Origin of the sequence: Pseudomonas fluorescens (assembly GCF_005938625.1) — a bacterium.
Lineage (GTDB): Bacteria > Pseudomonadota > Gammaproteobacteria > Pseudomonadales > Pseudomonadaceae > Aquipseudomonas > Aquipseudomonas fluorescens_BD.
This window is the reverse complement of record NZ_VCNJ01000029.1, coordinates 22,217-48,751: the sequence shown is the minus strand read 5'-3', so window position 1 is coordinate 48,751 and position 26,535 is coordinate 22,217. Positions and strand designations below refer to the sequence as shown.

General features: G+C 58.3%; 26 protein-coding genes. 14 read left to right on the top strand and 12 right to left on the bottom strand.

The annotated features are described in order from the left end of the window. Window positions 1–152: 152 nt before the first annotated feature. The 4 genes from FGA82_RS18410 to FGA82_RS18395 all read right to left on the bottom strand — a co-directional run bounded on the left by FGA82_RS18410 (window position 153) and on the right by FGA82_RS18395 (window position 5,149). Window positions 153–308, bottom strand: coding sequence for a DUF2474 domain-containing protein (locus FGA82_RS18410; RefSeq protein ID WP_080762077.1), 156 nt, complete (start codon window positions 306–308; stop codon window positions 153–155). After that, window positions 295–1,311, bottom strand: a complete 1,017-nt coding sequence (gene cydB / locus FGA82_RS18405; RefSeq protein WP_141128154.1) for a cytochrome d ubiquinol oxidase subunit II — start codon at window positions 1,309–1,311, stop codon at window positions 295–297. The genes FGA82_RS18410 and cydB overlap by 14 nt, the downstream gene beginning before the upstream one ends. Window positions 1,312–1,314: 3 nt before the next feature. Next, window positions 1,315–2,718: a cytochrome ubiquinol oxidase subunit I gene (locus FGA82_RS18400; protein ID WP_141128153.1), complete on the bottom strand. Its 1,404-nt coding sequence runs from the start codon at window positions 2,716–2,718 to the stop codon at window positions 1,315–1,317. A gap of 106 nt (window positions 2,719–2,824) precedes the next feature. Continuing rightward, the gene (locus tag FGA82_RS18395; protein WP_141128152.1) at window positions 2,825–5,149 is read right to left on the bottom strand and encodes an FdhF/YdeP family oxidoreductase; all 2,325 of its coding nucleotides are present in this window, start codon (window positions 5,147–5,149) and stop codon (window positions 2,825–2,827) included. Window positions 5,150–5,504: 355 nt separating this feature from the next. Here FGA82_RS18395 and moaA point away from each other — a divergent pair, with 355 nt between their 5' ends. Both moaA and FGA82_RS18385 read left to right on the top strand, forming a co-directional pair. Next, entirely contained in the window at window positions 5,505–6,503 is a 999-nt protein-coding gene (gene moaA / locus FGA82_RS18390; protein ID WP_141128151.1) for a GTP 3',8-cyclase MoaA, read from the top strand. Window positions 6,504–6,539: 36 nt separating this feature from the next. Continuing rightward, window positions 6,540–7,436, top strand: a complete 897-nt coding sequence (locus tag FGA82_RS18385) for a bestrophin family protein (RefSeq protein WP_095113578.1) — start codon at window positions 6,540–6,542, stop codon at window positions 7,434–7,436. 1,015 nt (window positions 7,437–8,451) lie between these two features. Here FGA82_RS18385 and FGA82_RS18360 read toward each other — a convergent pair. Continuing rightward, window positions 8,452–9,657, bottom strand: a complete 1,206-nt coding sequence (locus FGA82_RS18360; protein ID WP_141128149.1) for a molybdopterin molybdotransferase MoeA — start codon at window positions 9,655–9,657, stop codon at window positions 8,452–8,454. Further along, the gene (moaB, locus tag FGA82_RS18355; protein ID WP_141128148.1) at window positions 9,654–10,193 is read right to left on the bottom strand and encodes a molybdenum cofactor biosynthesis protein B; all 540 of its coding nucleotides are present in this window, start codon (window positions 10,191–10,193) and stop codon (window positions 9,654–9,656) included. The genes FGA82_RS18360 and moaB overlap by 4 nt, the downstream gene beginning before the upstream one ends. A gap of 289 nt (window positions 10,194–10,482) precedes the next feature. On the opposite strand from moaB, the gene FGA82_RS18350 reads away from it, so the two are divergent. From FGA82_RS18350 to FGA82_RS18315, 8 genes are all read left to right on the top strand, one after another. Then, window positions 10,483–11,382: a LysR family transcriptional regulator gene (locus FGA82_RS18350; RefSeq protein ID WP_141128147.1), complete on the top strand. Its 900-nt coding sequence runs from the start codon at window positions 10,483–10,485 to the stop codon at window positions 11,380–11,382. Window positions 11,383–11,598: 216 nt separating this feature from the next. After that, window positions 11,599–12,444: a formate dehydrogenase accessory sulfurtransferase FdhD gene (gene fdhD, locus FGA82_RS18345; protein ID WP_141128146.1), complete on the top strand. Its 846-nt coding sequence runs from the start codon at window positions 11,599–11,601 to the stop codon at window positions 12,442–12,444. Then, the gene (moaC, locus tag FGA82_RS18340) at window positions 12,441–12,926 is read left to right on the top strand and encodes a cyclic pyranopterin monophosphate synthase MoaC (RefSeq protein WP_141128145.1); all 486 of its coding nucleotides are present in this window, start codon (window positions 12,441–12,443) and stop codon (window positions 12,924–12,926) included. The genes fdhD and moaC overlap by 4 nt, the downstream gene beginning before the upstream one ends. Next, on the top strand, window positions 12,923–13,174 hold the full coding sequence (locus FGA82_RS18335) for a MoaD/ThiS family protein (protein WP_141128144.1): 252 nt from the start codon (window positions 12,923–12,925) through the stop codon (window positions 13,172–13,174). Before moaC ends, FGA82_RS18335 begins: the two co-directional genes overlap by 4 nt. A gap of 3 nt (window positions 13,175–13,177) precedes the next feature. Then, window positions 13,178–13,639: a molybdopterin synthase catalytic subunit MoaE gene (gene moaE / locus FGA82_RS18330; protein WP_141128143.1), complete on the top strand. Its 462-nt coding sequence runs from the start codon at window positions 13,178–13,180 to the stop codon at window positions 13,637–13,639. A gap of 316 nt (window positions 13,640–13,955) precedes the next feature. Beyond that, window positions 13,956–15,299, top strand: a complete 1,344-nt coding sequence (gene chrA / locus FGA82_RS18325; RefSeq protein ID WP_141128142.1) for a chromate efflux transporter — start codon at window positions 13,956–13,958, stop codon at window positions 15,297–15,299. Window positions 15,300–15,708: 409 nt separating this feature from the next. Next, a complete protein-coding gene (locus FGA82_RS18320) occupies window positions 15,709–17,073 on the top strand; it encodes a glutamine synthetase family protein (protein WP_141128141.1) in 1,365 nt (454 codons plus the stop codon). Between the two features lie 147 nt (window positions 17,074–17,220). Beyond that, the gene (locus tag FGA82_RS18315) at window positions 17,221–18,504 is read left to right on the top strand and encodes an NAD(P)/FAD-dependent oxidoreductase (protein ID WP_141128140.1); all 1,284 of its coding nucleotides are present in this window, start codon (window positions 17,221–17,223) and stop codon (window positions 18,502–18,504) included. A gap of 173 nt (window positions 18,505–18,677) precedes the next feature. Here the strand turns inward: FGA82_RS18315 and FGA82_RS18305 are convergent, their stop codons facing one another. Together FGA82_RS18305 and FGA82_RS18300 are read right to left on the bottom strand one after the other, a co-directional pair. After that, a complete protein-coding gene (locus tag FGA82_RS18305; RefSeq protein WP_141128139.1) occupies window positions 18,678–19,463 on the bottom strand; it encodes a DeoR/GlpR family DNA-binding transcription regulator in 786 nt (261 codons plus the stop codon). A gap of 255 nt (window positions 19,464–19,718) precedes the next feature. Beyond that, a complete protein-coding gene (locus FGA82_RS18300) occupies window positions 19,719–20,612 on the bottom strand; it encodes a LysR family transcriptional regulator (protein WP_249384263.1) in 894 nt (297 codons plus the stop codon). 85 nt (window positions 20,613–20,697) lie between these two features. Between FGA82_RS18300 and FGA82_RS18295 the strand changes: the two genes are divergently transcribed. Continuing rightward, entirely contained in the window at window positions 20,698–21,474 is a 777-nt protein-coding gene (locus tag FGA82_RS18295; RefSeq protein WP_141128137.1) for an NAD(P)H-dependent oxidoreductase, read from the top strand. A 214-nt stretch (window positions 21,475–21,688) separates the two neighbouring features. Here the strand turns inward: FGA82_RS18295 and FGA82_RS18290 are convergent, their stop codons facing one another. The 3 genes from FGA82_RS18290 to FGA82_RS18280 are packed head-to-tail and all read right to left on the bottom strand — an operon-like array spanning window position 21,689 to window position 23,587. Then, window positions 21,689–22,708 carry an AbrB family transcriptional regulator gene (locus tag FGA82_RS18290; RefSeq protein WP_141128136.1) on the bottom strand — a complete coding sequence of 340 codons (1,020 nt, stop codon included), beginning with the start codon at window positions 22,706–22,708 and terminating at the stop codon, window positions 21,689–21,691. A 51-nt stretch (window positions 22,709–22,759) separates the two neighbouring features. Continuing rightward, a complete protein-coding gene (locus tag FGA82_RS18285; protein WP_141128135.1) occupies window positions 22,760–23,182 on the bottom strand; it encodes an HD domain-containing protein in 423 nt (140 codons plus the stop codon). A gap of 15 nt (window positions 23,183–23,197) precedes the next feature. Continuing rightward, window positions 23,198–23,587: a hypothetical protein gene (locus FGA82_RS18280; protein WP_141128134.1), complete on the bottom strand. Its 390-nt coding sequence runs from the start codon at window positions 23,585–23,587 to the stop codon at window positions 23,198–23,200. 166 nt (window positions 23,588–23,753) lie between these two features. Between FGA82_RS18280 and FGA82_RS18275 the strand changes: the two genes are divergently transcribed. Continuing rightward, on the top strand, window positions 23,754–24,185 hold the full coding sequence (locus FGA82_RS18275) for a hypothetical protein (protein WP_141128133.1): 432 nt from the start codon (window positions 23,754–23,756) through the stop codon (window positions 24,183–24,185). 78 nt (window positions 24,186–24,263) lie between these two features. Here FGA82_RS18275 and FGA82_RS18270 read toward each other — a convergent pair whose 3' ends face one another. Further along, window positions 24,264–24,548: a hypothetical protein gene (locus FGA82_RS18270; protein WP_141128132.1), complete on the bottom strand. Its 285-nt coding sequence runs from the start codon at window positions 24,546–24,548 to the stop codon at window positions 24,264–24,266. Between the two features lie 388 nt (window positions 24,549–24,936). Between FGA82_RS18270 and FGA82_RS18265 the strand changes: the two genes are divergently transcribed. Together FGA82_RS18265 and FGA82_RS18260 are read left to right on the top strand one after the other, a co-directional pair. Continuing rightward, complete coding sequence (locus FGA82_RS18265) at window positions 24,937–25,566, top strand: hypothetical protein (protein ID WP_141128131.1); 630 nt, start codon at window positions 24,937–24,939, stop codon at window positions 25,564–25,566. 394 nt (window positions 25,567–25,960) lie between these two features. Continuing rightward, entirely contained in the window at window positions 25,961–26,533 is a 573-nt protein-coding gene (locus FGA82_RS18260; protein WP_141128130.1) for a hypothetical protein, read from the top strand. Window positions 26,534–26,535 lie beyond the last annotated feature (2 nt).

Here is a 26,535-nt window from a genome sequence, read left to right as displayed (position 1 = left end):
GAGTGAGCCTGCTCGCGACGAGGCCGGCACAGTCAATATCTCCATTGACTGATCCACCGCTATCGCGAGCAGGCTCACTCCTACAGGGGGTAGTCAGTGACCTCAAGATCGGCGGCAATAAAAAACCGGAGCCAGGCTCCGGTTTTTTATGTTCAGTGGGTCCTCATCCCCGCCGCATACATCGCCAGTTTCAGCAGGCTCGCCACCACCGCCAGCGACACCACACTGCCCAGCCAGATCAGCAGCAACCAGCCCAGACGCTTGTACCAGCGGCTGTTCTTCACTTCACGCGAATCAATGGTAGCCATCGCCAATCCTCACTTTGCCGCGGAATACGTAGTAGCTCCAGAAGGTGTACATCAGGATCACCGGCAGGATGAACAGTGCGCCAATCAGCGCAAACAACTGGCTCGACGGCGGTGACGCTGCAGCCCAGATGCTCACCGACGGCGGGATGATGTTCGGCCAGATGCTCAACGCCAGGCCTATGTAACCGAGCAACATCAGCACCAGCGTGAACACAAACGGCCAGTGCGTATGCCGCTGACGCAATGTGCGCAACAGCCCGAACACCGACAGCAAGGCCAACACCACCAGCCCGGCAAACACCTGCAGATGCCCGTGCGTCGACCAACGTGTCGCCAGTTCTGGATGCAGTTGCAGCGTCCACACGCCAATCACCAGCACCATCGCCATCAACAGCAAGGCCAGCGGCCGGGTGAACAAGCGCATCCGTGATTCGAGCATGCCCTCAGTCTTGACCAGCAACCAGGTGCTGCCGAGCAACGCGTACGCAATCACCAGGCCCACGCCACACACCAACGGAAATGGCGCCAACCAGTCCAGACCACCACCGGCAAACTGCCGATCGACCACGGGAATCCCGGACACATACGCGCCAATCACCACGCCCTGGGAGAACGTCGCCAGCAGCGAACCACCGATAAACGCCTTGTCCCACCAATGGCGTTTTTGCGCCGACGACTTGAAGCGAAACTCAAACGCCACACCGCGGAAAATCAGCCCGCAAAGCATCAGGATCAGCGGCAGATACAACGCCTCGAGAATCACCCCGTACGCCAGCGGAAACGCGCCATACAACGCCGCGCCACCGAGCACCAGCCAGGTCTCGTTACCGTCCCAGACCGGGGCGACGGTGTTCATCATCACATCGCGTTCCTGCTCATCCGGGATCAGCGGAAACAGGATCCCCAGCCCCAGATCGAAGCCGTCCATGATCACGTACATCATCACCCCGAAGGCGATGATCACTCCCCAGATCAACGAGAGATCGATACCTTGAATACCCATGACTCAATGCTCCTTCATAGGGGCGATAGCCGCCGAAATCGGTCGACGCGGCGTCTGCAATTCATCGCCCGCAGGCGGATTTTCGTGGTGCGGCTGCGGGCCTTTTTTCACCAGTTTCATCATGTAGCCGATGCCCACGCTGAACACGGTGAAATAGATCACCACGAACAACGCCAGCGAGGTGCTCATCTGCGCCACCGAGTGATGCGACGCCGCGTCGTGAGTGCGCAGCAAGCCATAAACCACCCACGGCTGACGCCCGACTCCCGTGGTGATCCACCCGGCCAGCAGCGCAATCAAACCGCTCGGCCCCATCAACAACACCAGACGGTGGAAGCCGCGATGAGCGTAGAGCTTGCCGCCCCGGCGCAACGCCAGACCGAGCAAACCAACGAGGATCATCAACATTCCCAACCCGGCCATGACGCGGAAGCTCCAGAAAATCACGGTCGAATTCGGCCGGTCTTGTTTTGGGAAGCTCTTCAACGCCGGGATCTGCTTGTCGAGGCTGTGAGTGAGAATCAGGCTACCGAGGTACGGAATTTCCAATGCGTATCTGGTCTTCTCCGCCTCCATATCGGGGATGCCGAACAGCACCAGCGGCGTCGGTCCGTTGTCGGCGTTTTCCCAGTGGCCTTCGATGGCGGCGATCTTCGCCGGTTGATGCTCCAGCGTGTTCAAACCATGGGCGTCACCGACCACGGCCTGAATCGGCGCCACGATCAGCGCCATCCACAACGCCATGGAAAACATCTTGCGCACCGGTGCGGTGTTGTTGCCGCGCAGTAAATGCCAGGCAGCAGACGCGCCGACAAAGAACGACGTGGCGACGAACGCGGCAATCGCCATGTGCGCCAGACGGAACGGAAACGACGGGTTGAACACAATCGCCAGCCAGTCCAGCGGCATCACCCGCCCGTCAACAATCTCGAAGCCTTGCGGCGTCTGCATCCAGCTGTTGGACGCGAGAATCCAGAAGGTCGAGATCAACGTGCCGATGGCGACCATCACCGTGGCAAAGAAGTGCAAGCCGCGGCCGACGCGATTCCAGCCGAACAGCATCACCCCGAGAAACCCGGCTTCAAGGAAGAATGCCGTCAGCACTTCATAGGTCAGCAGCGGCCCGGTGATGCTACCGGCAAAATCCGAAAAGCCGCTCCAGTTGGTGCCGAACTGGTACGCCATGACCAGCCCCGAGACCACGCCCATGCCAAAGTTGACGGCGAAAATCTTCGACCAGAAATGGTAGAGATCGCGGTACGTGTCGTTGCGGGTTTTCAACCACAGGCCTTCGAGTACCGCGAGGAAACTCGCCAGGCCGATGGTGATCGCCGGGAAAATAATGTGGAACGAAACCGTGAACGCGAATTGAATTCGCGCCAGGTCCAGTGCCTCCAGATTGAACATGATGATGTCCTCATCCAGGCTGAAAAGCGGCAGCACGAACCCGGGCCACCGCCAGGCGCGAACGCCTGCAGCCAATCAAATTTCTATGGTTTTTATGGGTTGCGGGTTACGCCACCGACGATGGGATCAGGTTGCTGACCTTCGCGGCTTCGAGGCGGATCGCCACGAACTTGGAGGTTGGCGTATACGTCCGGTCGCCGTAGCTTTCCAGCGGCACCAGAGGATTGGTCTCCGGGTAATACGCCGCCGCCTGCCCTGCCGGAATGTCGTAAGCGATCAGGGTAAAACCGCTGACCCGACGCTCGCGCTCGTCATCCCACAGCGCCACCAGATCAACCTTCTGCCCCGGCTCGAACCCCAAGCGCTGAATGTCCTGCTCGTTAGCAAAGATCACGTCGCGCATGCCGTAAACCCCGCGATAACGGTCATCGAGGCCATACAGCGTGGTGTTGTACTGATCGTGGGAACGCATGGTTTGCAGAATCAGATGCGGCTTGACCGGCAGGTTGCGCACGCCCTCGCTGATCAAGTGCTCGGGCAGTACGCACGGGGTAAACTGGGCCTTGCCGCTTTCGGTGTTCCAGACCCGATCCGAGGCGTCGTTGCCGAGGTGGAAACCACCCGAAATCAACAGCTTTTCATTGAAGTTCTCGAAGCCCGGAATCACGTCGGCAATCAGGTTGCGGATGCGCCCGTAGTCGCCCACCACCCACTCCCAATCGATCGGATGTTTGCCTAGCGTCGCTGCTGCTATTCCAGCAATGATCGCCGGCTCGGACTTCAACTGCGCCGACTTCGGCTTCAACTGACCGAACGACAAATGCACCATGCTGAAGGTGTCTTCGACGGTCACGCCTTGCGGACCTTCAACCTGGATGTCGATGTCGGTACGCCCGAGGCACGGCAGGATCAGCGCATCGCGACCGGTGACCAAGTGGCTGCGGTTGAGCTTGGTGGCGATATGCACGGTCAGGTCGAGTTTGCGCATCGCCGCGTGGGTGCGCGGGGTGTCCGGCGTGGCTTGGGCGAAGTTGCCGCCCAGACCGACAAACACCTTGGCTTCGCCACGTTCCATGGCGCCGATCGCCATCACCGTGTTGTGCCCGTGCATGCGCGGAACGTCAAAGTTGAAGCGTTTTTCCAGCGCGTCCATCAGGTCTTTCGGCGCCAGTTCGTTGATGCCCATGGTGCGGTCGCCCTGCACGTTACTGTGGCCGCGCACTGGCGACAGGCCCGCCCCCGGACGGCCGACGTTGCCGCGCAGCAGTTGCAGGTTGATGACTTCCTGCAAGGTCGCCACCGAGTGCACATGTTGGGTCAGGCCCATGGCCCAGCACATGATCACGCTTTTGGCGCGGCCATACATGCGCGCGGCCAGTTCGATGTCATGCAACGGCACGCCGGACTGCTCGAGGATGTGCTCCCAGGTGGTCGCATCGACTTCAGCCAGATAGCTGTCGAGGCCCGAGGTGTGCTCGGCAATGAAGGCGTGATCGAACACCGGTTCGCCACCGGTAGCCTGGGCCTCGCGTTCCCACTGCAGGAGGAATTTGACCATGCCGCGAATCATCGCCATGTCGCCGCCAAGGGCTGGGCGGAAGTACGCGGTGTTGGTCGCTTCCCAGCCGTTGCTGAGCATTTCCAGCGGGTTCTGCGGGTTCTGGAAACGCTCCAGACCACGCTCTTTCAACGGGTTGATGCACACCACTTGCGCGCCGCGCTTGACCGCTTCGCGCAGTGGTTCAAGCATGCGCGGGTGGTTGGTGCCGGGGTTCTGGCCGATAACGAAAATCGCGTCGGCGTGATGCAGATCCTCGTAAACCACGGTGCCTTTGCCGACGCCGAGGGTCTCGTTCATGCTCACCGCACTGGCCTCGTGGCACATGTTCGAGCAGTCGGGGAAGTTGTTGGTGCCGAATGCGCGGACGAACAACTGATAGAGAAACGCCGCCTCGTTGCTCGCGCGGCCCGAGGTGTAAAACTCGGCTTCGTGTGGCGACTTGAGGTTTTTCAGATGCTCGGCGATCAGCGCGAACGCGTCTGCCCAGCTGATTTCCACGTAGCGATCGACCCGCGCGTCGTAGCGCATCGGGTGGGTCAAACGGCCCTGATACTCCAGCCAGTAGTCGCTCTGTTCGGCCAGGCTCGACACCGTGTACTTCTTGAAGAACGCCGGGTCGACCAAACGCCCGGTCGCTTCCCAGTTCACCGCTTTGGCGCCGTTCTCGCAGAACTTCAACATGCTCGCGCCGGGTGCTTCACCCCAGGCACAACCCGGGCAGTCGAAGCCGCCGTTCTGGTTGGTCTTGAGCATGGCACGGATGTTTTTCAGGGCGTTTTCACTGCCCAGCCAGCTCTTGGTCAGGCTGATGACAGCGCCCCAACCGGCAGCGGCGCCTTTGTAGGGTTTGTAACGGTCGACTTGTGACATGGGACTTCTCCATGACGATGCACACAGGCATGAACCTGATTCGGTTAAACAGCGACGGCCGACTTTCAAGGTTGAAAAGTGGTCGTTGGGTTTGCCGGGGCAAGGATATGAACCGTTACAAAACATTGTCTAATCGCTATTAATGACCGCCTTATCGAAAGCATCTATCACGGCTAAAAACTCTTTATTTACGGGGCCTTGCGAAACTAACGAAGCAACTTTCGGAGAAAAACAATTCATCATCGACGGGATCAATCACCCGTTCATTAACAGTGATTGGACACCACTGAAAGTTGCCCATAACCTGCGCTGACCAAACTCCTTCAACCGGGGTTTTCATTCCTGCGAGGCTGTCATGTCAGAGCGTGTCTTGATCGATGGTTACAACCGCCGCGTCGACTATCTGCGCATGTCGGTGACCGACCGCTGCGACTTCCGCTGCGTCTATTGCATGGCCGAAGACATGCAGTTTCTGCCACGGCAAAAAATCCTCACGCTGGAAGAGATCTATCAACTGGCGCAGAGCTTTGTGGCGCTCGGCACGCGCAAGATTCGCCTTACGGGTGGCGAGCCGCTGATCCGTCCGGGCGTGGTCAAGTTGTGCGAGCAGATCGCCGCCCTGCCCGGCCTGCGCGAGTTGTGCATGACCACCAACGGCTCGCAGCTCGGCAAACTCGCCGCGCCGTTGTTCGACGCCGGGGTCAAACGCCTGAACATCAGTCTCGACAGCCTTGATCCGCAGCGCTTCAAACAGATGACCCGCACCGGCGATCTGGCGCAGGTGATCAACGGCATCGATGCCGCGCGCAAGGCCGGTTTTACCCGCACTAAACTCAACGTGGTGGTGATGCAGGGTCGCAACGATGAGGAGATCAACGATCTGGTGAGCTTCGCGATCGACCGTCAGCTTGACGTCTCTTTCATCGAAGAGATGCCGCTGGGGATCATCAGTGAACACAGCCGTGCCGAGTCATTTTTCTCCAGCGCACAGGTGCGGGAAAAGATTGCCGAGCGCTATACCCTGATCGACTCGGCGGAGTCGACCCAAGGCCCTTCGCGCTACTGGCGGCTGGCGGAAGCGCCGGAGATTCGCCTGGGCTTTATCTCACCGCATAGCCACAATTTTTGCGGCACCTGCAACCGCGTGCGCCTCACCGTCGAAGGGCGCCTGCTACTGTGTCTGGGTAACGAGCATTCGGTGGATCTGAAAGCGGTGCTGCGCGCCCACCCGGGGCAACCGCAGCGGCTGGAGAAAGCTATTGTCGAGGCGATGAAGCTCAAGCCGTATCGACATAATTTCGAAGTGAACGATGATGTTCAGGTCGTGCGCTTCATGAACATGACCGGCGGCTGATCCCGCCAGTTTCATCGGTTATCGGAACCGCACAGCATGATCATCAGACCCAAGGTCAATCAGTTCGCCATTCTCTTCACCCTCAAGGGTTCGATCGCCAAGCGCATTGCCCTGCGCACGCTGATGGTCACCCTGCTCGCCTCGGCCATCGTGCTGGTGGAAATCCTTCATCCGAGCAACTTCACCAAGGTCAATGCCACGCCGTTTACCTTGCTCGGATTATCACTGTCGATCTTCATGAATTTCCGCAACAACGCTTGCTATGACCGCTGGTATGAGGCGCGTAAAGCCTGGGGCGAAGTGATCGTGCATATTCGCTCGGTGATTCGCGAAACCCATGTGATTCGTGAGTCGGCTGAGCGCAAACCGTTGCTGCTCAATCTTTGTGGTTTTGCTCATGCGTTGAACGCGCGATTGCGTAAAGAAAGCGAAGCGGACGCCAGTAGCCAATGGATCATGCCGAAACCCGATCCGCAGACACCGGATTACAGCGGGCGCATTTTGCAGACGGTCGGCCAGCAGTGTTCCGATTTGCATCAGAACGGTGAGCTGACTGAATGGCGCTACATGCTATTGGCCAATCACCTGACCAGCCTGACCCAGGCGCAAGCGGTGTGCGAACGAATCAAAACCACGCCGCTGCCATTTCCCTACACGCTGTTGTTGCACCGCACTATCTACCTGTTCTGCATCCTGCTGCCGTTCGCCATGGCCGAGCCGCTGGGCTGGCTGACACCGCTGTTTACGGCGATTGTCAGCTACACGTTCTTTGGCCTGGATGCGATTGCCGATGAACTGGAAGACCCCTTCGGCCGCGACGAAAACGACCTGCCCACCGATGCACTGGTGCGCACCATCGAACGCGACATCCTCGCCGAGCTTGGCGCCGAAGTACCGCCAGCGTTGAAGCCAGTGGACTATGTGCTGAGCTGATCCTCAGCTCTCCAGACACCCCAAAAACCAGTGGGAGCGAGCTTGCTCGCGAAGAGGCCGTATCAGCCAACATCGATTTTGCCTGACACCACGCCTTCGCGAGCAAGCTCGCTCCCACAGGTTTTGCGTACACCGCGGATATTGTTGAGCACCACAAAACCATTGTAGGAGTGAGCCTGCTCGCGATGGAGCCGGCCCAGTCAACATCTTCGTCGACTAACCCTCCGCCTTCGCGAGCAAGCTCGCTCCCACAGGTTTTGCATTCACACCCGGATATTGATGAGCGCCATAAAGCCATTGTGGGAGCGAGCTTGCTCGCGAAGAGGCCCTGTCAGCCAACATCGATGTTGACTGACACCACGCCTTCGCGAGCAGGCTCGCTCCCACAGGTTTTGCATTCACACCCGGATATTGATGAGCGCCATAAAGCCATTGTGGGAGCGAGCCTGCTCGCGAAGGGGCCTTATCAGCCAAAATCAATGTTGACTGACACTTCGCCTTCGCGAGCAAGCTCGCTCCCACAGGTTTTGCGTACACCGCGGATATTGTTGAGCACCACAAAACCATTGTAGGAGTGAGCCTGCTCGCGATGGCGCCGGCCCATCAACATCTTCGTCGACTGACACTTCGCATTCGCGAGCAAGCTCGCTCCCACAGGTTTTGCGTACACCGCGGATATTGTTGAGCACCACAAAACCATTGTAGGAGTGAGCCTGCTCGCGATGGAGCCGGCCCAGTCAACATCTTCGTCGACTGACACTCCGCCTTCGCGAGCAAGCTCACTCCTACAGGTTTTGCATTCACACCCGGATATTGATGAGCGCCATAAAGCCATTGTGGGAGCGAGCTTGCTCGCGAAGAGGCTCTGTCAGCCGACATCAATGTTGACTGACACCACGCCTTCGCGAGCAGGCTCGCTCCCACAGGTTTTGCGTAAACCGCGGATATTGTTGAGCACCACAAAACCATTGTAGGAGTGAGCCTGCTCGCTCCCACAGTTTGATTGGTGCTGAGGTCAGAAGAGTTCGTTGAAGGGGATGAAGCGCAGCGGGTCGCCGATGTTGTGGGTGCTGTTCTCGGGTATTTCCACCAGGCCATCGGCCCAGGTGGCGCCGAGCAGGACGCCGGAGCTTTGATTCGGATAGAGCACCGCGCGCCCTGCCTCCAGCTTCACCCGCAGGTATTCACGACGGCTGCCGGACTTGTGCCAATCGAAGCCCGCGTTGACCGTAAAACTCAGCGGCGTGACATCTTCGACGCCTTGTATGCGCAACAAGTACGGCCGCGCCAACAAGCCAAACGTCACCAGCGCCGAGGTCGGATTGCCCGGCAATCCTATCACCGGCACCGTGCCGAAATGCCCGACTGTCAGCGGCTTTCCAGGCTTGATTGCGAGTTTCCACAACAACGGTTTGCCGTTGTCGCGTAGCACCTGTCCGAGACAATCGGCATCACCGGCAGACACGCCGCCCGTAGTCAGAATCAGATCCGCGCTCACTTGCAGTTGCTCAAGCTTAAGCCGCGTCTGCGCCGGGCGATCAGGGAGGATGCCGGCGTCGATCACTTCGCAGCCAAGCTCCCGCAACCAGTGGCCGAGCAACACGCGGTTGCTGTTGTAGATGCTGCCGGGGCGCAGTGGCTGGCCCGGCTCGACCAGTTCATCCCCGGTCGACAGCAGCGCCACACGCGGGCGACGCACCACGTGCAATTGCGCCAGCCCTTGCCCGGCAGCGACCGCCAGTTCGAACGGCCCAAGACGTTTGCCGGCCGGCAGCAGGATGTCGCCGACGCGATTTTCCTGACCTTGCGCGCGGATGTTCTGCCCCGCCTTCAGCGGCTGCAAGAAGCGCACGCGGCCGTCCTCTAGCACTTCGACGTTCTCCTGCATTTCGACGCAGGTGGCGCCGGGCGGCAGCGGCGCGCCGGTAAAAATCCGTGCGCAGGTGCCGGGCAGCAACGTGTCCGGCGCCAGCCCGGCGTAAACCTTCTGTGAGACCTTCAGCGGCTGTCGGTGCAGATCAGCGAGATTGAGCGCGTAACCATCCATGGCGCTGTTCGGCCACGGCGGCAGGTCGAGTGTCGCCACCAGATCACTGGCCAGCACCCGCCCACGCGCATCGTCGAGCGCCAGCAGTTCGCTGTCGGCCAGACGTTGCTCATTGGCCATGCCGAGCAATTGATCGAGGGCGTCCTCGACCGGCATCAGCGGTGCCTTGCTCATCCGCGTGGCCCGCAGGCTTGCGCGGCTTTCAGGTGCGGGACGAAGTTGCACGGGCGATGACGGTTGTCGAGTTGCTCGGCAAGAATGCCTTCCCACGCCGTGCGGCAAGCGCCAGTCGAACCTGGCAGGCAGCACACCAGCGTGCCGTTCGACAACCCGGCCAGCGCGCGGCTTTGCACGGTGGATGTACCGATATCCAGAATCGAAATCGCCCGGAACAGCTCACCAAAACCATCGATTTGTTTATCGAACAAGCAGGCCACAGCCTCGGGTGTGCTATCGCGACCGGTGAACCCGGTACCGCCAGTGATCAGCACCACCTGAATGCCTTCGTCAGCAATCCAGTGAGCGACCTGGGCGCGGATCTTGTACAAATCATCCTTGAGCAGGTTGCGCTCACTCAGCGTGTGACCGGCTTCCAGCAAACGACTGACCAGCAACTGGCCCGAGGTATCGCTGGCGTAATCGCGCGTATCGCTGACCGTCAGCACGGCAATATTCAGGGGGACAAACAGGGCATCGGCTTTGGCGCTCATGGCAGTTCTCCGGCAGCATTCAATCAACATTGCCGAGCAGCCTAAGTGCCACTTATGAGTACTGTCTAATCACTCTGGCCAACCACATTATCGACCGGCTCTATCGGTGCTTTTCATCTCGCTGAAAGCCAGTAAAACCGCGACTGATAGAGCTGATCGATAGTGTTTTAAATGCTTCCGATTGGACGAATAACCGCTCAGATGAGATCGTCGCACCCTGCGCTTTTCGTGCGTCTGGCGCATCGGCGTCAATACTCCATTCAAAATTCCCCATCGAGCAGGTGCCGTCGTGGACATCAAACAACTCAAGTTCCTGATCGCGCTGGACGAAACCCGTCACTTCGGCCAGGCCGCCGCACGCTGCCACATCACTCAACCGACGTTGTCGATGCGCCTGCGCAATCTGGAAGACGAGCTGGATCTGGTGCTGGTCAACCGTGGCCAGCGCTTTGAAGGTTTCACCCAGGCCGGCGAGCGCGTGCTGGCCTGGGCGCGCACTTTGCTCGCCGCCCATGACGGTTTGTTTGCCGAAGCAGCGGCGTGTCGCGGGCAACTGGTGGGTAGTCTGCGTTTGGGTCTGGTGCCGCTGAGCAGCTTCAACCCGGTCAATTACATTCAGGGGTTGTCGGGGACGTATCCGGAGTTGAAGTTCAGCCTGTCGTCGCTAAGTTCTGACGAGATCATTGCCGGGTTGGGCAATAACCAACTGGACTTGGGCGTGTGCTATCTGGACCACGTCAACCCGCATTACTTCGAGTTTTTCGAGATCGGCGAAACCCGTGTCGGCCTGCTCTACGACAACCGGCATTTCCATTTCGAAGGCTCGGAAATGAGCTGGGAAGACGCCGCCGAGTTGCCGTTGGGAATGATCACCGCTGGCATGCATTACCGAAAATCCATCGACTTGAGCTTCCGCAGCCGTGGCCTCAGTCCGCAGCCGATCATGGAAAGCGATTCGACCTATCAGTTGTTGCAGGCGATTCATCAAGGCTTCTGCTGCGCGATCATGCCGCTGGACAGTGGCCTGGAAGAGCCGATCGAGCACCTGTCGTTCATGCAGTTGCCGGATGCCAGCGTGCTCGCGCCGCTGGGCTTGGTGATGCGCAAGACCGAACCGCGTTCGGCGATTGCCGAGAAGTGTTTTGCCGAGGCGCGGAAGTTGTTTGGGGTAGAAGTGCCCGCTGAATAATTGATGTTGGATGTCAGACCGCCTTCGCGAGCAAGCTCGCTCCCACAATTGAAATGCATTCCCCTGTGGGAGCGAGCTTGCTCGCGAAGAGGCCCGAACAGTCGATACAAATCCTGATTGATCGACCAAAGCAATCACCACATCAGAACAAGCGATTGGACGCACTTTTAACGCCCCCGTAGCCTGAGCACTCTTCAGCGCCTCGGGACTTTCAAGATGCTCTGCCAAGTCGAAACCATCACAGAATCCACCAGCGAACCCAACGCCCCCGCCCCGCAACCGGCGCAGGTGGCGTTTCGCGAATACCTGCCCGACGCCGCTATCACCCACGCCGCGCTAGCCTCGGAAATCGCCCTTGCCATCAGCTACAACGGCCTCAGCCAAGCGGTGATGATGGTCTCGCCCGGCAACCTCGAAGACTTCATCCGAGGCTTCAGCCTGAGCAACGCGATCATCGATAGCGTCGACGAGATTTATGACATCCGCCTCACGCATTTCGATCAGGCGTGTCAGGCCGACGTGCAGATTTCCAGCCGCGCGTTCTGGGCCTTGAAGGATCACCGTCGGCAAATGACCGGCACCAGCGGCTGCGGTATCTGTGGCGTCGAAGCGCTGGAGCAGGCGCTGCCGCAACTGCAGATTCTGCAACCTTCGCCACTGCCGCCAGCCGAACATATCGACGGCATCCGCCAGCGCATCGAATCAGCTCAACAACTGGCGCGCAGCAGTGGAGCGCTGCATGCCGCGCTGTACTTCGACGCCAACGGTGAAGCGCTGCTGTGTCGCGAAGACATCGGCCGCCACAACGCCCTCGACAAGCTGATCGGCGCGATGCAGAGCGACGCCATCGACCCGCGTGTAGGCTTCGTCGTGGTCACCAGCCGTTGCAGCCTCGAACTGATCCACAAAGCCGTGCGCGCGCGCCTCGGCACCCTCGTCAGCCTGTCCGCGCCTACCGCGTTGACCGTGCGTTGGGCGCTCAAGCACCGGCTCAATCTGATCCATGTGCCGCACCGCAACGCCCCACGAATTTACAGCCCGATCCAGGAGTATTCCGCATGAGCCACACCCTCACCCACCTCGACGATCAGGGCCGCGCCAACATGGTCGACGTCAGCGACAAAGCCGCGACCCGCCGTGAAGCCAGCGCGCAAGCCTGGGTGCAGATGCGTCCGGAGACCTTGCAGATGATTCAGGCTAACGGTCACCCGAAAGGCGATGTCTTCGCGGTGGCGCGGATCGCCGGAATACAAGCGGCCAAGCGCACTCACGAGCTGATTCCGCTGTGCCATGCGCTACTGCTCAGCTCGATTCACGTCGAACTCAAAGCCTGCGAACCGGACCGCGTACAGATCACCAGCACCTGCCGCCTCACCGGCCAGACCGGTGTCGAACTCGAAGCGCTGACCGCCGCCAGCATCGCCGCGCTGACCATTTACGATATGTGCAAAGCGGTGGACCGGGCGATGGTCATCGGTGATATCCGCTTGCTGAGCAAACAGGGCGGACGCTCCGGCCACTTTCAATGGGAGGACGCGCAATGATCCTGATCAACTACTTCGCCAGCTACCGTGACCGGCTCAATCTGGGCGGTGAAAAGATTCCGCTGACTGAGGCTTTGGGCAGCGTTGAGGACGTGCGGCAAATGCTCATGCAGCGCGGCGATCTGTGGCGCGAGGTGCTTGGTGCCAGCAACCTGATGTGCGCGGTGAATCAGGAGCTGTGTCAGCCGAGTCAGGCGATTGAAGATTTCGATGAAATCGCGTTTTTTCCGCCAGTGACCGGGGGTTGATCGATGGCTATTCGAGTCCAGCACAAAAGCTTCGATGTCGGCCAGTTGACGGCCGATCTGCACGCGCGCAATCCACGGGTGGGCGCGGTGGTGAACTTCATTGGTTACGTGCGTGATCTGAACATTGACCAGACGGTGAACGAGTTGTTTCTTGAGCACTATCCGGGCATGACCGAAAAGGCCCTCGAACAAATCGCCGAAGAAGCCCGCGAGCGTTGGCCGCTGTTGGGGGTGGAGATTGTGCATCGGGTCGGTGCGCTGTCGGTGTGTGAGCCGATCGTGTTTGTCGGGGTCAGCAGCAAGCATCGGCATATGGCGTTCGAGGCCTGCGCGTTCATCATGGACGTGCTCAAGACCCGTGCACCGTTCTGGAAGCGTGAGACCACCCCGCAAGGTTCGCATTGGGTCGAGGCCCGCGAAAGCGACCAGAATGCGGCGTTGCGCTGGAGTCTGGCGCATGCCTGAAAAGCAAAAGCCCCTCACCCTAGCCCTCTCCCCGAGGGAGAGGGGACTGATTGGGGGATATTGCAGAAGTACGCCGACGTGAAGGAGTTGTGGTGAATCCATAATCGATGGGATCTTTGCGGTTGATTGATAACGCCAGACACCTCGGTCGGCCCCTTCGGGTGACCATCAAATCCATAATCGACTCGGTATTTCAGGTCGATGGATAACGCCAGACACCTCGGTCGGCCCCCTCTCCCTCTGGGAGAGGGCTGGGGTGAGGGTTGAAAGTCTGATTAGATAGCCGCTCCGCCAGGATTCAAATCCGGAGTCACGCTTGAGCACAGCGCCGAACAATCTGCCCCGCCCCGATCCCGTCACCCTGCGCCACGCCTGGCGTTTCTGGCTGAAACTCGGCTGCATCGGTTTCGGCGGGCCGGCCGGGCAGATCGCGATCATGCATCAGGAGCTGGTCGAGCGACGGCGCTGGATCTCCGAAAAGCGTTTTCTGCACGCACTCAACTACTGCATGTTGCTGCCCGGCCCCGAGGCGCAGCAATTGGCGACGTACATTGGCTGGCTGCTGCATCGCACCTGGGGCGGGGTCATTGCCGGTGCGCTGTTTGTGTTGCCGTCGCTGTTCATTCTGATCGCGTTGTCCTGGCTGTACGTCGCTTTCGGTGACGTGCCGGCAGTGGCCGGGGTGTTTTACGGAATCAAACCGGCGATCACCGCGATTGTCCTGCACGCCGCGCATCGCATTGGTTCGCGCGCGTTGAAGAATGCGTGGCTGTGGGCGATTGCCGGGGCGTCGTTCGTGGCGATTTTCGCCTTCAACGTGGCCTTCCCCTTGATCGTCCTTGGGGCCGCGCTGATCGGCTATCTGGGTGGACGATTCGCCCCTCAGCGGTTCAACAACGCGGGTGCGCGCAACAGCGAGCAATCCTTCGGCGCGGCGTTGATCGACGACGATACGCCAGCCCCCGAGCATGCCCGCTTCAGCCTGCCGAAGCTGCTGCGTCTGGGGTTGATCGGCGCAGTGCTCTGGTGTTTGCCGATGGCGTTACTGACGGTGCTGTTCGGCTGGGACGGCACATTCACGCAAATGGCCTGGTTCTTCACCAAAGCTGCGCTGCTTACCTTCGGTGGCGCCTACGCGGTGCTGCCTTACGTCTATCAGGGCGCCGTCGGGCATTACGGCTGGTTGACGCCGACACAGATGATCGACGGCCTCGCACTCGGCGAAACCACGCCGGGACCGCTGATCATGGTGGTGGCGTTTGTCGGTTTCGTCGGTGCCTACGTGCAACCGGCGTTCGGCCCCGAGCATGCCTTTGCCGCCGGGGCGCTGGCAGCAACGCTGGTGACCTGGTTCACCTTCCTGCCCTCGTTTCTGTTCATCCTCGCCGGTGGGCCGTTGGTGGAATCGACGCATAACGAACTGAAGTTCACCGCACCGCTGACAGCAATCACCGCCGCTGTGGTCGGGGTGATTGTGAATCTGGCGTGTTTCTTCGCCTATCACGTGTTCTGGCCGAATGGCTTTAACGGGGCGACAGATGTTTTTTCCGTGGCGTTGGCCGTTGCGGCAGCATTGGCCTTGTTCGTTTTCAAACGCGGCGTGATCAGTGTGTTGATCGTTTGCGCCCTCGCCGGGCTGGGCTTTCACCTGATGCGCTGAACCCTGGCCTGTGAATCTCCCGTTTACACGCCCGCGAATTCCCCCTTACTATCCGGGCACACCGGTCGGCGGGCATCCCCCGCCACCGACGTTTTCCGCCAACGGAAACACGCGTTATGAGTACGTCACTACAACAAGCAGAATCGTTGAACGTCTCTACCCTGCGCGCCCTCTCTCACAGGGGCTGCGTATGAATCGTATCGTCAATCTCCCCATGGCCCTGCGCCGCTCCAAGCTGCGTCACTCCGCACGCCCGCCGGATATCGCCCGGTCTGTCTGATCGCGTCCGTTAAAGAACCGCGACAGCCCCCTACTTCTTGATATCCCTGCCAGGACAGCCACGCCTATTGCTGCGTCGCGTCCGGCCCGAATCTGCGCGCCTGTGCGGCGCCATCGTGAGTGATTGATTATGAAATTCGCAGCCCTTGAAGACGCACGACTGTTCCTTGAACAAAACCCCGATATCGACATGATCGAGTTGTTCATTCTCGACGCCAACGGCGTGCCGCGCGGCAAACTGTTGCACCGCGAGGAACTGCTCGCCGTGTACGAAAGCGGCCGGCCGCTGCCGAGTACCATTCTCGGCCTGACCGTGCAGGGTGAAGACGTCGAAAACTCCGGTCTGGTCTGGGACGTCGGCGATATCGACTGCCGCGCCTACCCGCTGGAAGGCAGTCTGGTACGCCTGCCGTGGCGCAAGATTCCGACCGCCGCGGTGCAGGTCAGCATGCACCCGACCGAGGGCATGCCGGCGAGCATCGCCGACCCACGGCACTTGCTGATCAAGGTCATCGACGGCCTCAAGGCCGAGGGTTATCACCCGGTGATGGCGTGTGAGCTGGAGTTCTACCTGCTCGACGCCAAACGCGATCACAACGGTCGACCGCAACCAGCGCTGGATGCCGACGGAGGCCGACCGCGACATACGCAGGTCTACGGTTTGCGCGAACTGGAGCAGATCGAACCATTCCTCGCCGACCTCTACAGTGCCTGCAAACTCCACGGCATTCCGGCGCGCACGGCGATCTCCGAGTACGCGCCGGGTCAGGTGGAAATCACCCTTGAACATGGCGATGCACTGCAGGCGATGGACCAAGCCGTGCGTTACAAACGTCTGGTCAAAGCCATCGCCCATCAGCACGGCATGCAGGCGACCTTCATGGCCAAGCCGTTCGATGATCTGGCCGGTACCGGCATGCACATGCACGTGAGTCTGGCCGATGGCGCGGGACATAATCTGTTCGCCTCTGAAGACCCGGCCGGCACCCCGCTGCTGCGCACGGCGATTGGCGGCATGCTCGCGTCCCTGCTCGATTCGCTGCTGCTGTTCTGCCCGAACGCCAACTCGTATCGGCGCTTCCAGGCCAACAGCTATGCACCGTTGGCGCCGACCTGGGGCGTCGACAACCGCACCGTCAGCCTGCGTGTTCCCGGTGGCCCGGCCAACACGCGGCATATCGAACACCGCATCTGCGGCGCCGATGCCAACCCGTATCTCGCCGCAGCGGCGATCCTTGCCGGCATTCATCGCGGCATTCGTGAAGAGCTTGATCCTGGTGCGCCGGTTGAAGGCAATGGTTATGCGCAGGCGAAAGAGTTGCTGCCGACGGATTGGCTGACGTCGCTGCAGGCGCTGGAGAATTCGGTGTGGGCACGGGATGCCTTGGGGCAGGAATTTCTCGGGGTGTATCTGGCGGTGAAGCGTGCTGAATATCGGCAGTTCATGGCCGAGGTGGGTGAGCAGGATTGGCGTTGGTATCTCACCGAAGCTTAACGATCCGACACCAAACCTGTGGGAGTGAGCCTGCTCGCGATGAGGCCATGTCAGTCAAATCATCTGTGAATGACACACCGCTATCGCGAGCAGGCTCACTCCTACAGGGGACCGCGTACAACTCCCGAATTTTGTGTGGACACTGACATGACCGAACGCTGCAATTCCTACTACACCGCCACCCTCAACCAGGACACCGACTACCCGCCCCTGCAAGGCCGGCACAAGGTCGACGTGGTGATCATCGGCGGCGGCTTCACCGGCGTCGCCACCGCTGTCGAACTCGCTGAAAAAGGCCTGAAAGTCGCCATCGTCGAAAGCCACAAGATCGGCTGGGGCGCCACCGGGCGCAACGGAGGTCAAGTCACCGGCAGCCTTTCCGGTGATGGCGCGATGCGCAAACAGATGCGTCCGAAACTCGGCGATGATGTCGATGATTTCATCTGGCACCTGCGCTGGCGCGGGCATGAAATCATCCAGCGACGGGTCGAGAAATACGGCATACAGTGCGACCTAAAACATGGCCACTTGCACGCCGCGTACAAGCCCAGCCACATGACTGATTTGCGTAAGGATTATGAAGAAGCCGTACGGCGCGGATTAGGTGATGAAGTCAGCCTGCTCGACCGTAGCCAGGTGCGTGATCTGCTGCAAAGCGACCTCTACCACGGCGCAATCAAGAATACGCGCAACATGCATTTGCACCCGCTCAACCTGTGCATTGGTGAAGCGCGGGCGGCGGAAGGTCTCGGTGCGCTGATCTTCGAAAACAGCGAAGTGCTGGAGATCATTCACGGCGCTACACCCGGCGTGCGCACGGCTCACGGACAGATCGACGCTAATCAAGTAATGCTCGCTGGCGACGTCTATCACAAGCTCGAACCGGGACAGCTCAAGGGCAAGATTTTTCCGGCCATGGGCGGCATCGTCACCACCGCACCACTGGGCGATCTGGCGAAACAGATCAACCCCGAAGACCTTGCGGTCTACGACTGCCGTTTCGTCCTCGACTACTACCGCCTCACAGCTGATGGCCGTCTGTTGTTCGGCGGTGGCGCCAACTACAGCGGCAAGGATTCACGGGACATCGCTGCCGAGCTGCGCCCGTGCATCGAGCAGACCTTCCCGGCGCTCAAAGGCGTGCAGATCGACTACCAGTGGAGCTGCGCAATGGGCATCGTCATCAACCGCATCCCGCAACTGGGCAAACTCTCGGACAACGTCTGGTACTGCCAGGGCTATTCGGGGCACGGCATCGCGACGACGCACATCATGGGCGAAATCATGAGCCGCGCAATCACCGGGCAGATGGAGCAGTTCGATACGTTTGCCCAGTGCCAGCACATACGCGTGCCGATGGGGGATTTGCTCGGCAATCCGTTACTGGCTGCCGGGATGTGGTACTACCAGATGCTTGAGCGCCTGCGCTGACAAACCCTCCAGTTGTAGGAGCTGCCGAAGGCTGCGATCTTTTGATCTTGTTTTTAAAAATCAAAATCAAAAGATCGCAGCCTTCGGCAGCTCCTACAGGGTCATCATTCACTGAAGATCCATTGTGGGAGCGAGCTTGCTCGCGAAGGGGCCATCAAAACCACCGCAAAACCTCAATCCGCCAACTGCTCGACTACAATCCCCAACCGCCGATAATCCTCGACACTCCCCGACGCCACATGCCGCTCGGTAATCAGCGTATGCAGGCGCGTACACGGCGCCACCACAAACGGCTCCACCGCCCCCAACTTGTCCGCCGTGGTCACCGCAATCACCCGCGCCGCGCCCTCCAGCATCGCCTGCTTCACCGGCACCTCGTCGAAATGCAGCGAGGTAATTCCCACCTCCGGATGAATCGCGCAAACGCCGGTAATCGCCAGATCCGCCCTGATCCCAGCCAGCAGCCGCAGCGCCTCATGCCCACCCGCCGCCATCGTGCGCGGGTTCAACTGGCCGCCAGCGAGAATCACTTTCACACCCTTGAATTCCGAGAGCGCAATCGCCGTCATTGGTGACGCGGTCACCGCCGTGATGCAGATATCTGCACGCAACGAGCGCGCCACCTGCAGCGTTGTCGAGCCGGAATCGAACAGCACAATCTGCCCATCTTCAATCTCCTGCGCCGCCCGTTGCGCCAGGCGAATCTTCACCTCATCCGTCTCGTCCAGCCGCGTGAAGTAGTCCTTGCCGGAGTCTTTTGGACGAGGCAGCGCCCCGCCGTGCACGCGCTGCACCAGCCCGGCATTGTCCAGTTCGGCGAGGTCGCGGCGGATGGTGTCCTCGGAGACTGCGAAGTGCTGGCTCAACTCGGACGCCATGACCTTGCCGTCACGTTCGAGGAGCAAAAGGATTTTCTGTCGACGCAGGGACGGCAGTTCTGCCGCAGAATGATCGCGCATGGTTGTGCCTGTTTGTGCTTGTAATTGCAGGTTTTGCGAGAGTAGCGAAAGCCTTCAGCAAACACAAACCGGTGGGGTATCAATTGTTTCGATCATTGGAATCAACAAGGCGAATTTTTTCTTTGCTTTCAACCTGTTCAGAATGGCCGCACTTCTAAAAGGCTCAGGATGAACACCTCATGAATCTCAATTTTGCGTTTGCTTGCATGATCGTCGTGTCGTTTGCGATTGCCCTCGGCCACGCCTGACTGCGCCTCAAACCGACGCCAGCAAATGCTCGCGCAGCCATTTGTGCGCCGGATCGCGATGCGAACGTTCGCCCCAGAACATCGCCATTTCGTAACCGGGCACTTCCAGCGGCGCGTCGACCACTTGCAGAGCCGGGTTACCACGCACCAGACGTGACGGCAGCATCGCCACCAGATTGGTGCTGGCCAGCACCGACATCGCCATCAGAAAGTGCGGCACCGACAGCACCACTTTCCTCATCAGCCCGACATCGGCCAACGCCCGGTCGGTCACCCCGAAAAAGCCCCCACCCTCGCGCGACACCATCACGTGCTCCAGCGCGCAGAACTGTTTGCGCGTGGGCGCAGACTTCAGCCCCGGATGGCCGATACGGCCGGCCAACACATAACGCTCGGTAAACAGCGGCCGTCGATGCAACTCCGGCGGCGCGTCTTCGCTGATGTGCAGCGCCAGATCGAAGACGCCCTGCTCGGCCTGTTTGACCAGATGCGCCGGCGTCAGATCGATCACCGCCAGTCGCGTGCCCGGCGCCTGTTCGCGCAAGCCGCCCAGCGCCGGCAACACCACCGTCGACTCGCCGTAATCGGTCGCGGCGATTTTCCAGGTGTGCGTCGCCAGCGCCGGGTCGAACGCACTGGCCGGCGCCACTGCCCTCTCCAATGCCTCCAACGCCTCGCGCAATGGCTCCCGCAATTCATCGGCGCGCGCCGTCGGGCGCATGCCGCGCGGCCCAGGCAACAACAGCGGATCGCCAAAGATGTCGCGCAGTTTGGCCAGATGCACGCTCACCGAAGGCTGCGACAGGTTCAGGCGCTGCGCCGCGCGAGTGACGTTGTGCTCGGAGAGCAACACATCGAGTGTCAGCAGCAGATTGATATCCAGCCGTCTCAAATTATTCATGGCTATACCAGACATATCAGACATTCATTTCCAATATACCGGTTGAGCACCGATCCTGCAGTCACTCAGCTAACGGAGCTTCAACATGAACGTATTACTCGTCTACGCACACCCGGAACCGACTTCCTTCAACGGCTCGCTGCGCGACTTCAGCGTGCAGCGCCTGCAAGCCGCCGGCCACACCGTGCAGGTCTCCGATCTCTACGCGATGAACTGGAAAGCCACCCTCGACGCTGACGATGCCCCAGAGCGCGATGCGACGAAACCGTTTCACGCCTCCCTCGACTCGAAAATCGCTTACGCCGAAGGCACCCAAGCCGCCGACATCGCTCGCGAGCAGGACAAACTGTTGTGGGCGGACGCGCTGATTCTGCAGTTTCCGCTGTGGTGGTTCACCATGCCCGCCATTCTCAAAGGTTGGGTCGATCGGGTGTACGCCTACGGTTTTGCCTACGGCGTCGGCGAACACTCCGACAGTCGTTGGGGCGAGCGTTATGGCGAAGGGAAGATGAAAGGCAAACGGGCGATGTTGATGGTTACCACTGGCGGTTGGGAGTCGCATTACGCGCCGCGCGGGATTAACGGGCCGATTGATGATTTGCTGTTTCCGATTCAACACGGGATTTTGTACTACCCCGGTTTTGAAGTGGTGCCACCGTTTGTGGTGTATCGGACTAGTCGGATGGATGAGGGACGGTATGCCGAGACTTGTGATGAGTTGGGGCGGCGGCTGGATGAGTTGTGGAGTGCAAGGCCGATTGGGTTTCGGCAGCAGAATGGGGGGGACTATGAGATTCCCGCCTTGACGTTGAAGAGCGATATCGCGCCGGATAGCGAAGGCTTCGACGCACACATCCGCTAGCGCCACATTGCCCTCACCCCAGCCCTCTCCCGGAGGGAGAGGGAGCCGACCGCGTTGGATGTTCGAATTACATCGACCTGATATCTCGAGTTGAACTCAGCTTTTGAAAGACACCGAGATCGGCTCCCTTCCCCCTCGCCCCCCTGGGGTAGAGGGCTGGGGTGAGGGGGATGGATCAAACTGACACACCGCAACACATTGACATCAGCTCCAGTCAGGCCTCTTCGCGCGCCCGCCGCACCTGCACCAACAACGCCGGGGCAAAATGCAGCAACACCATCCGGCTCAAATGATGCGTCAGAATAAACACCACATTCAGCCCACCACCAAACGCGACAATCGCAATCGTCTCGATCGCCCCCGGCATGTACGCCAGCCACAGCGACAGCGGATCACTGCCCAACCACCGCGCCGCCACTTCCGCAAACACCGCCGCGACCACAATCATCAAACCAACCGAGACCAACGCTGTGCGGCCGTGACGTCCCAGTTCCGCGAAGCCAAGCCCCTGAAACCTTGATCCGATCCGCACGCCGAGAATCAGCGCCGCCAGATTCAAACTCCAATCCGGCATGTGAAAACCGTGCAGCCATCCCGACTTCACGAACACGGCCGTGATGATGATCGCGGTGAGCATGAACGGCGCCGGTACACCAATCACTAGCAGCAAGCGCCCGAGCAGTACGCTCAATGCGATTACCGAAAGGGCGGTCAAAGCCATGCCTGTGGTCAATGGATCACCATCGGCCACCGCAATGGCCGCTTGGCCGGGAATCAAGAAACTCACCAACACCGTGATGAGCAGCAAGCGCATCAAGTGCACGATGATGACCTTGCTTGACGCTTTTTCCGACTCGAGTAAATCGAACACCGCCGCCAGTGCGCCGGGATAAACCGCCAACAGTGCATCGGTGCGATTCCAGCCTGCGCCGCGCGTCAGCCACCATCCGGCCAATGCGATTTGCACCGTAAGGCAAATCAGCAACACGCCGAGGCTCGGCAACATCGTCGAGGCCGTCTCACTGTCCCACGCTTCGAACATCAGCCCGGTGGCGATGCCCAGCGTGACCTGGATGTAGCCCAGTCCATAGGGAGTTGCCGGGGCGAGACCGGTTTTACTGGCAAACAACGCGGTAACAACAATCGAACCCAACAGCAGGCCATGGGGCACGCCTTCGAACTGCAACAGTGCGCCGAAACCGGCGGCAATCAACAAACAGAAAATGGATTTCATAGTCGCCTTCCTGGCAATTTACCTGACACACTACAGGGGATTTATTTGTTTTTACCCGCGCAACCGGCCAATCGCGCGGCGGTATTTTTCGATTCGTTCGAGATCTTCCCAACTTGGCGAGGCAATCCGCGACAGGTCGCTGTTCTCTTCCAGATCCGCCAGTTTCACCACCCGCCCGATCGGGTTCTGTGCGGCGCGGTCGACGAAGTCTTCATAGGATTCGCCCGGCACTTTGGTCACGGATTCAATAGCGCTCAAAACGTCTCCGCTGAAGCCTTCTTTGCGTAGATCATCGAGGCTGACACCGCAATCCTCAACCACATCGTGCAGCACAGCGACGATGCGTTCTTCCAATGTGGTCATGCGCAACATGACTTTCAGCGGATGCAGAATGTACGGCGCGCCGCCCTTGTCGACCTGTCCGGCGTGGGCCGTGGCGGCGATGGCGATTGCACGTTCGAGTGTCTGGGTCATGGGGTTCTCCGAGGGTTAAACGCCGTAGCGGCCGCCGACATGGATGTTGCGTTTGAGCCAGTTGCCGATGGCCTTGAGACGCCCGACTGGCTTCGCTGACCCGCAATGCCGCTGAAGGATCAGCGACACCAAACCAGCCTGATCGGCTTTAGGATGGGCATCGATCAACTCGGCAACCCACGCGCAATCAGCCTTATTCAAATGCTCACGCCACTCACCGGGCCAGGCGTCCAGCTCATCCAGCGCCAACCACCGAGCACCGCCATGCTCCATATGCCCGCCGGCCATCGACTGCTCGAAACAGAAAGGCGTGTCTGGCTTTGCAGGGTCAATGTGAAACAGATAGATGTCGTGGAACGGATGCTGTGCGGGGGGCGCGTTATTGCGGCTGCCGATTTCGATCATGGGCGATGTTCCATTCCTTGGGCGCTGAATGTTTCCGATTGTTTCGCAGTGTACGCCACGGGAGCAAATCAAAAACCCGATGGAACCTCCCTCCTCTACGCCGCATCGAAACTTTAGAGCGCCAAAATCATCGATCAGACCCGGCGCCCCTGAAGAGGAAATCCCGATGAACATTCGCTTCCTGCTTCTGCTCGCCACCTTCGCCATCATCCCCACCTGCGTCATGGCCGAAGGCTGCGACGTCCAGACCCAATCCTCCAGCGCCTCGGTGCCAGCGGTGGAAACCCATAGTTGTTATGAATACGAAGGCATGCCGATCAACTCAATTGACTGGTCGTGCAGCAACGAAAGCAAGGACATGCTCAGCAGCACTAAAACCAAGGTCGAACACTGTGCCGACCATTACCAGGCCTCGTGCATCGCTACCATAACCCAGGAATCCCTGGCCAATCCGCACTCCACCAGCAAAGACAAGAATGCCAAGGCATTGAACATCCCCGACAACGCCCAAGTAACCACGTATTACTACGACGTGGAGCATTTGGCCCAGGCGCGGATTGATTGTGAGAACGGTGGCGGGCATTGGAAAACGAAGTAAACGACTGATATCCATGCTAGCGACAGGCAAAGAAAAGCCCGGCTCAAAAGGACCGGGCTTTTTAGTACGCGATATCCATCAACCGCCGCCGCTTCCGCCACTGCTGCTACCGGTTGATTGCCCAGCACCACTGGGTTTGGTGGCAGAAGGCACCGGTCCGTTATCCGTCTTGCCGCCATCCCCACCTTTGGGCAGCGAATCGGCATCCGGATCGGCATTGGTGGCTGGGGACGCCGGCTCACGAGTCTGGCTGGTGCCGTCGTTTGCCGTTGGAGTGGACGTCTCGCCGGCCGCGATCGCGTACAGCGAACTGCCGGAAAGCAACGCCGCGAGGGTAAACACCGCGATTTTATGGTTCAGCATGGTGGCTCTTCCTTTGTGTGGGGAGTTACAGCATTGGAAGAAGGTGTGAGGCGAAGGTGCATTGTGGCGGACGAATGGTCACAAATAGAACAGATTCTGTGTCTCGACGCCCCTCAACTGTGAGGATTGAATCACCAGAAGGAAATACCCATGCTCGAAGGAACTGTCTCACGATTTACTTATGAATCCCCCTAAACCGAATGTAACAATTCACTATGCATCCCGCGACACGTGAAGTGCATCTCTTCCAATTGCGTAAAAATAATGGCATTCTAATACCACTCTATAACTAAGTTAAAAAATAGATCTGACTCTGTTTCGCTGTAGTTAACAAAGAACACCGTTATGAAGCGAACAAAATACAAGCAACCACCAGAAGGACTAAAGAATGAATACTGGGATCGAACCAATCACAATCAAGCTGCCTCCACTTATAATCGCCCTCGTCGTATTAACAAGCGCCGCAGGCGCCGTATTCAAATACTTCGACTTTAAACTTGTGCAAGCAGACTCAGTAGAATATAAAACCGACATCAACGAAAAATACCTCCTCCGAAAAGATGTCGAAACAAACTATATAACCAGGTCAACTATCTCTTCAGATTACTTAAAAAAAGACGAGATTGAAAGAAATTATGTACCTCGCTCTCAAATAGATGAAAAATATGTAACGTTCGAAAAATATAATGACCTACAGAAAAAATATGTAGAAATCAACAAAACCATTAATGAAATACCTTCACCGTTCAAACCTATAACTCAAGAACTGACTCGCGAATTCCCTTGGCAAGATGAACAATTAGGCATCCGCATCAGCATCGACTACTTCAGCGAATTTGAATCGAACTACACTGTAAGACTTAAACTAAAACTACCAGATTCCGAAAGCAGCATCGTAACCATGAAAAGCGCGGATAAATCTCTGCCAGTGTGGAAATTCCGCAAGCACAATAGAACCTTCCAACTCGCAATCACCAAACTCCACCCTGCTACATTGACCGTAACAGAGATAAATTAAATTATTTTATCCACATTGCACCATGAGAGCCCGACTTAAAATCCAGCAGGACCAAACAAAAACCAAGATAATTTTTAACAATACTAATCAAAAGATTCTAAAATAGCAGCACCAGAAATCTCTAGTCCTGCTACACAGTTTCACTGTAGCAAGATCTTTTAGTAATGCCTGGTTGCTGGTTACATTTCAACCTTCAAGGACGTCTACAAAAAGCTCCACTACGGTCTTTCGATATCCCATTTTTTCTCGATGACGAGCAGTAAGATAGAATTCAAAACCTTGAAACACCCTCACTGCCTTTCACGGAGCAAAGCGAATAGTCTATCCCCTATCAATCCAGTACAAAAAAACAACTCCTTCACAAGCCAGCTACTAATGCAGAGGTAAAAAATAAATGGCAAGAAAACCCGAAACCACGTGGAACATGTTAAACGAAGCGCTGGCTCACTTCACAAAATACATAGATGAAAAAAAGCAACCGCATGAACTATCCATAATTGATCTCTTATACGTTAGTAACTTTAAAGGTGGTAACGCGTCAATTACAGAGCCAGCATCAACCCTTCAAGACAAACTTAACCACTACAGTCTGGCACTAAAAGAAATCAAAGACACTTTCAATAAAAAAACACTATCAACGCTGCACCCGACAGAACTGAATGATTTCTCCACAGCATGTACAGCTTTTATAAAATTAACACAAGAAAGCTCAAGCAAAATCAGAGGGCTAGGTCCCTCCTACGCATCTGCCTTGCTATCAGCACACCTCATTGATTTAGCGCCAATATTAGACCGGCGAGTTCTCAATGGTGCAAACATCAGCACCGTGAAAATGGCAAGCGGACAAGTAAAAGACATCGAATCCCACTACAGAGAATTAATAGAAGCCTTTCACAAGGAGCTTAAAAAAACGCCAGGGCTTACCATTAGAGAACTGGACAGAAGATGGTTCATCGAGCCAGTTTAATC

Coding starts and splice junctions, on each gene's coding strand:
- FGA82_RS18410 (WP_080762077.1), bottom strand. CDS start 308: ATGGCTACCATTGATTCGCGTGAAGTGAAGAACAGCCGCTGGTACAAG.
- cydB (WP_141128154.1), bottom strand. CDS start 1,311: ATGGGTATTCAAGGTATCGATCTCTCGTTGATCTGGGGAGTGATCATC.
- FGA82_RS18400 (WP_141128153.1), bottom strand. CDS start 2,718: ATGTTCAATCTGGAGGCACTGGACCTGGCGCGAATTCAATTCGCGTTC.
- FGA82_RS18395 (WP_141128152.1), bottom strand. CDS start 5,149: ATGTCACAAGTCGACCGTTACAAACCCTACAAAGGCGCCGCTGCCGGT.
- moaA (WP_141128151.1), top strand. CDS start 5,505: ATGTCAGAGCGTGTCTTGATCGATGGTTACAACCGCCGCGTCGACTAT.
- FGA82_RS18385 (WP_095113578.1), top strand. CDS start 6,540: ATGATCATCAGACCCAAGGTCAATCAGTTCGCCATTCTCTTCACCCTC.
- FGA82_RS18360 (WP_141128149.1), bottom strand. CDS start 9,657: ATGAGCAAGGCACCGCTGATGCCGGTCGAGGACGCCCTCGATCAATTG.
- moaB (WP_141128148.1), bottom strand. CDS start 10,193: ATGAGCGCCAAAGCCGATGCCCTGTTTGTCCCCCTGAATATTGCCGTG.
- fdhD (WP_141128146.1), top strand. CDS start 11,599: ATGCTCTGCCAAGTCGAAACCATCACAGAATCCACCAGCGAACCCAAC.
- moaC (WP_141128145.1), top strand. CDS start 12,441: ATGAGCCACACCCTCACCCACCTCGACGATCAGGGCCGCGCCAACATG.
- FGA82_RS18335 (WP_141128144.1), top strand. CDS start 12,923: ATGATCCTGATCAACTACTTCGCCAGCTACCGTGACCGGCTCAATCTG.
- moaE (WP_141128143.1), top strand. CDS start 13,178: ATGGCTATTCGAGTCCAGCACAAAAGCTTCGATGTCGGCCAGTTGACG.
- FGA82_RS18320 (WP_141128141.1), top strand. CDS start 15,709: ATGAAATTCGCAGCCCTTGAAGACGCACGACTGTTCCTTGAACAAAAC.
- FGA82_RS18315 (WP_141128140.1), top strand. CDS start 17,221: ATGACCGAACGCTGCAATTCCTACTACACCGCCACCCTCAACCAGGAC.
- FGA82_RS18305 (WP_141128139.1), bottom strand. CDS start 19,463: ATGCGCGATCATTCTGCGGCAGAACTGCCGTCCCTGCGTCGACAGAAA.
- FGA82_RS18300 (WP_249384263.1), bottom strand. CDS start 20,612: ATGAATAATTTGAGACGGCTGGATATCAATCTGCTGCTGACACTCGAT.
- FGA82_RS18295 (WP_141128137.1), top strand. CDS start 20,698: ATGAACGTATTACTCGTCTACGCACACCCGGAACCGACTTCCTTCAAC.
- FGA82_RS18290 (WP_141128136.1), bottom strand. CDS start 22,708: ATGAAATCCATTTTCTGTTTGTTGATTGCCGCCGGTTTCGGCGCACTG.
- FGA82_RS18285 (WP_141128135.1), bottom strand. CDS start 23,182: ATGACCCAGACACTCGAACGTGCAATCGCCATCGCCGCCACGGCCCAC.
- FGA82_RS18280 (WP_141128134.1), bottom strand. CDS start 23,587: ATGATCGAAATCGGCAGCCGCAATAACGCGCCCCCCGCACAGCATCCG.
- FGA82_RS18275 (WP_141128133.1), top strand. CDS start 23,754: ATGAACATTCGCTTCCTGCTTCTGCTCGCCACCTTCGCCATCATCCCC.
- FGA82_RS18270 (WP_141128132.1), bottom strand. CDS start 24,548: ATGCTGAACCATAAAATCGCGGTGTTTACCCTCGCGGCGTTGCTTTCC.
- FGA82_RS18265 (WP_141128131.1), top strand. CDS start 24,937: ATGAATACTGGGATCGAACCAATCACAATCAAGCTGCCTCCACTTATA.
- FGA82_RS18260 (WP_141128130.1), top strand. CDS start 25,961: ATGGCAAGAAAACCCGAAACCACGTGGAACATGTTAAACGAAGCGCTG.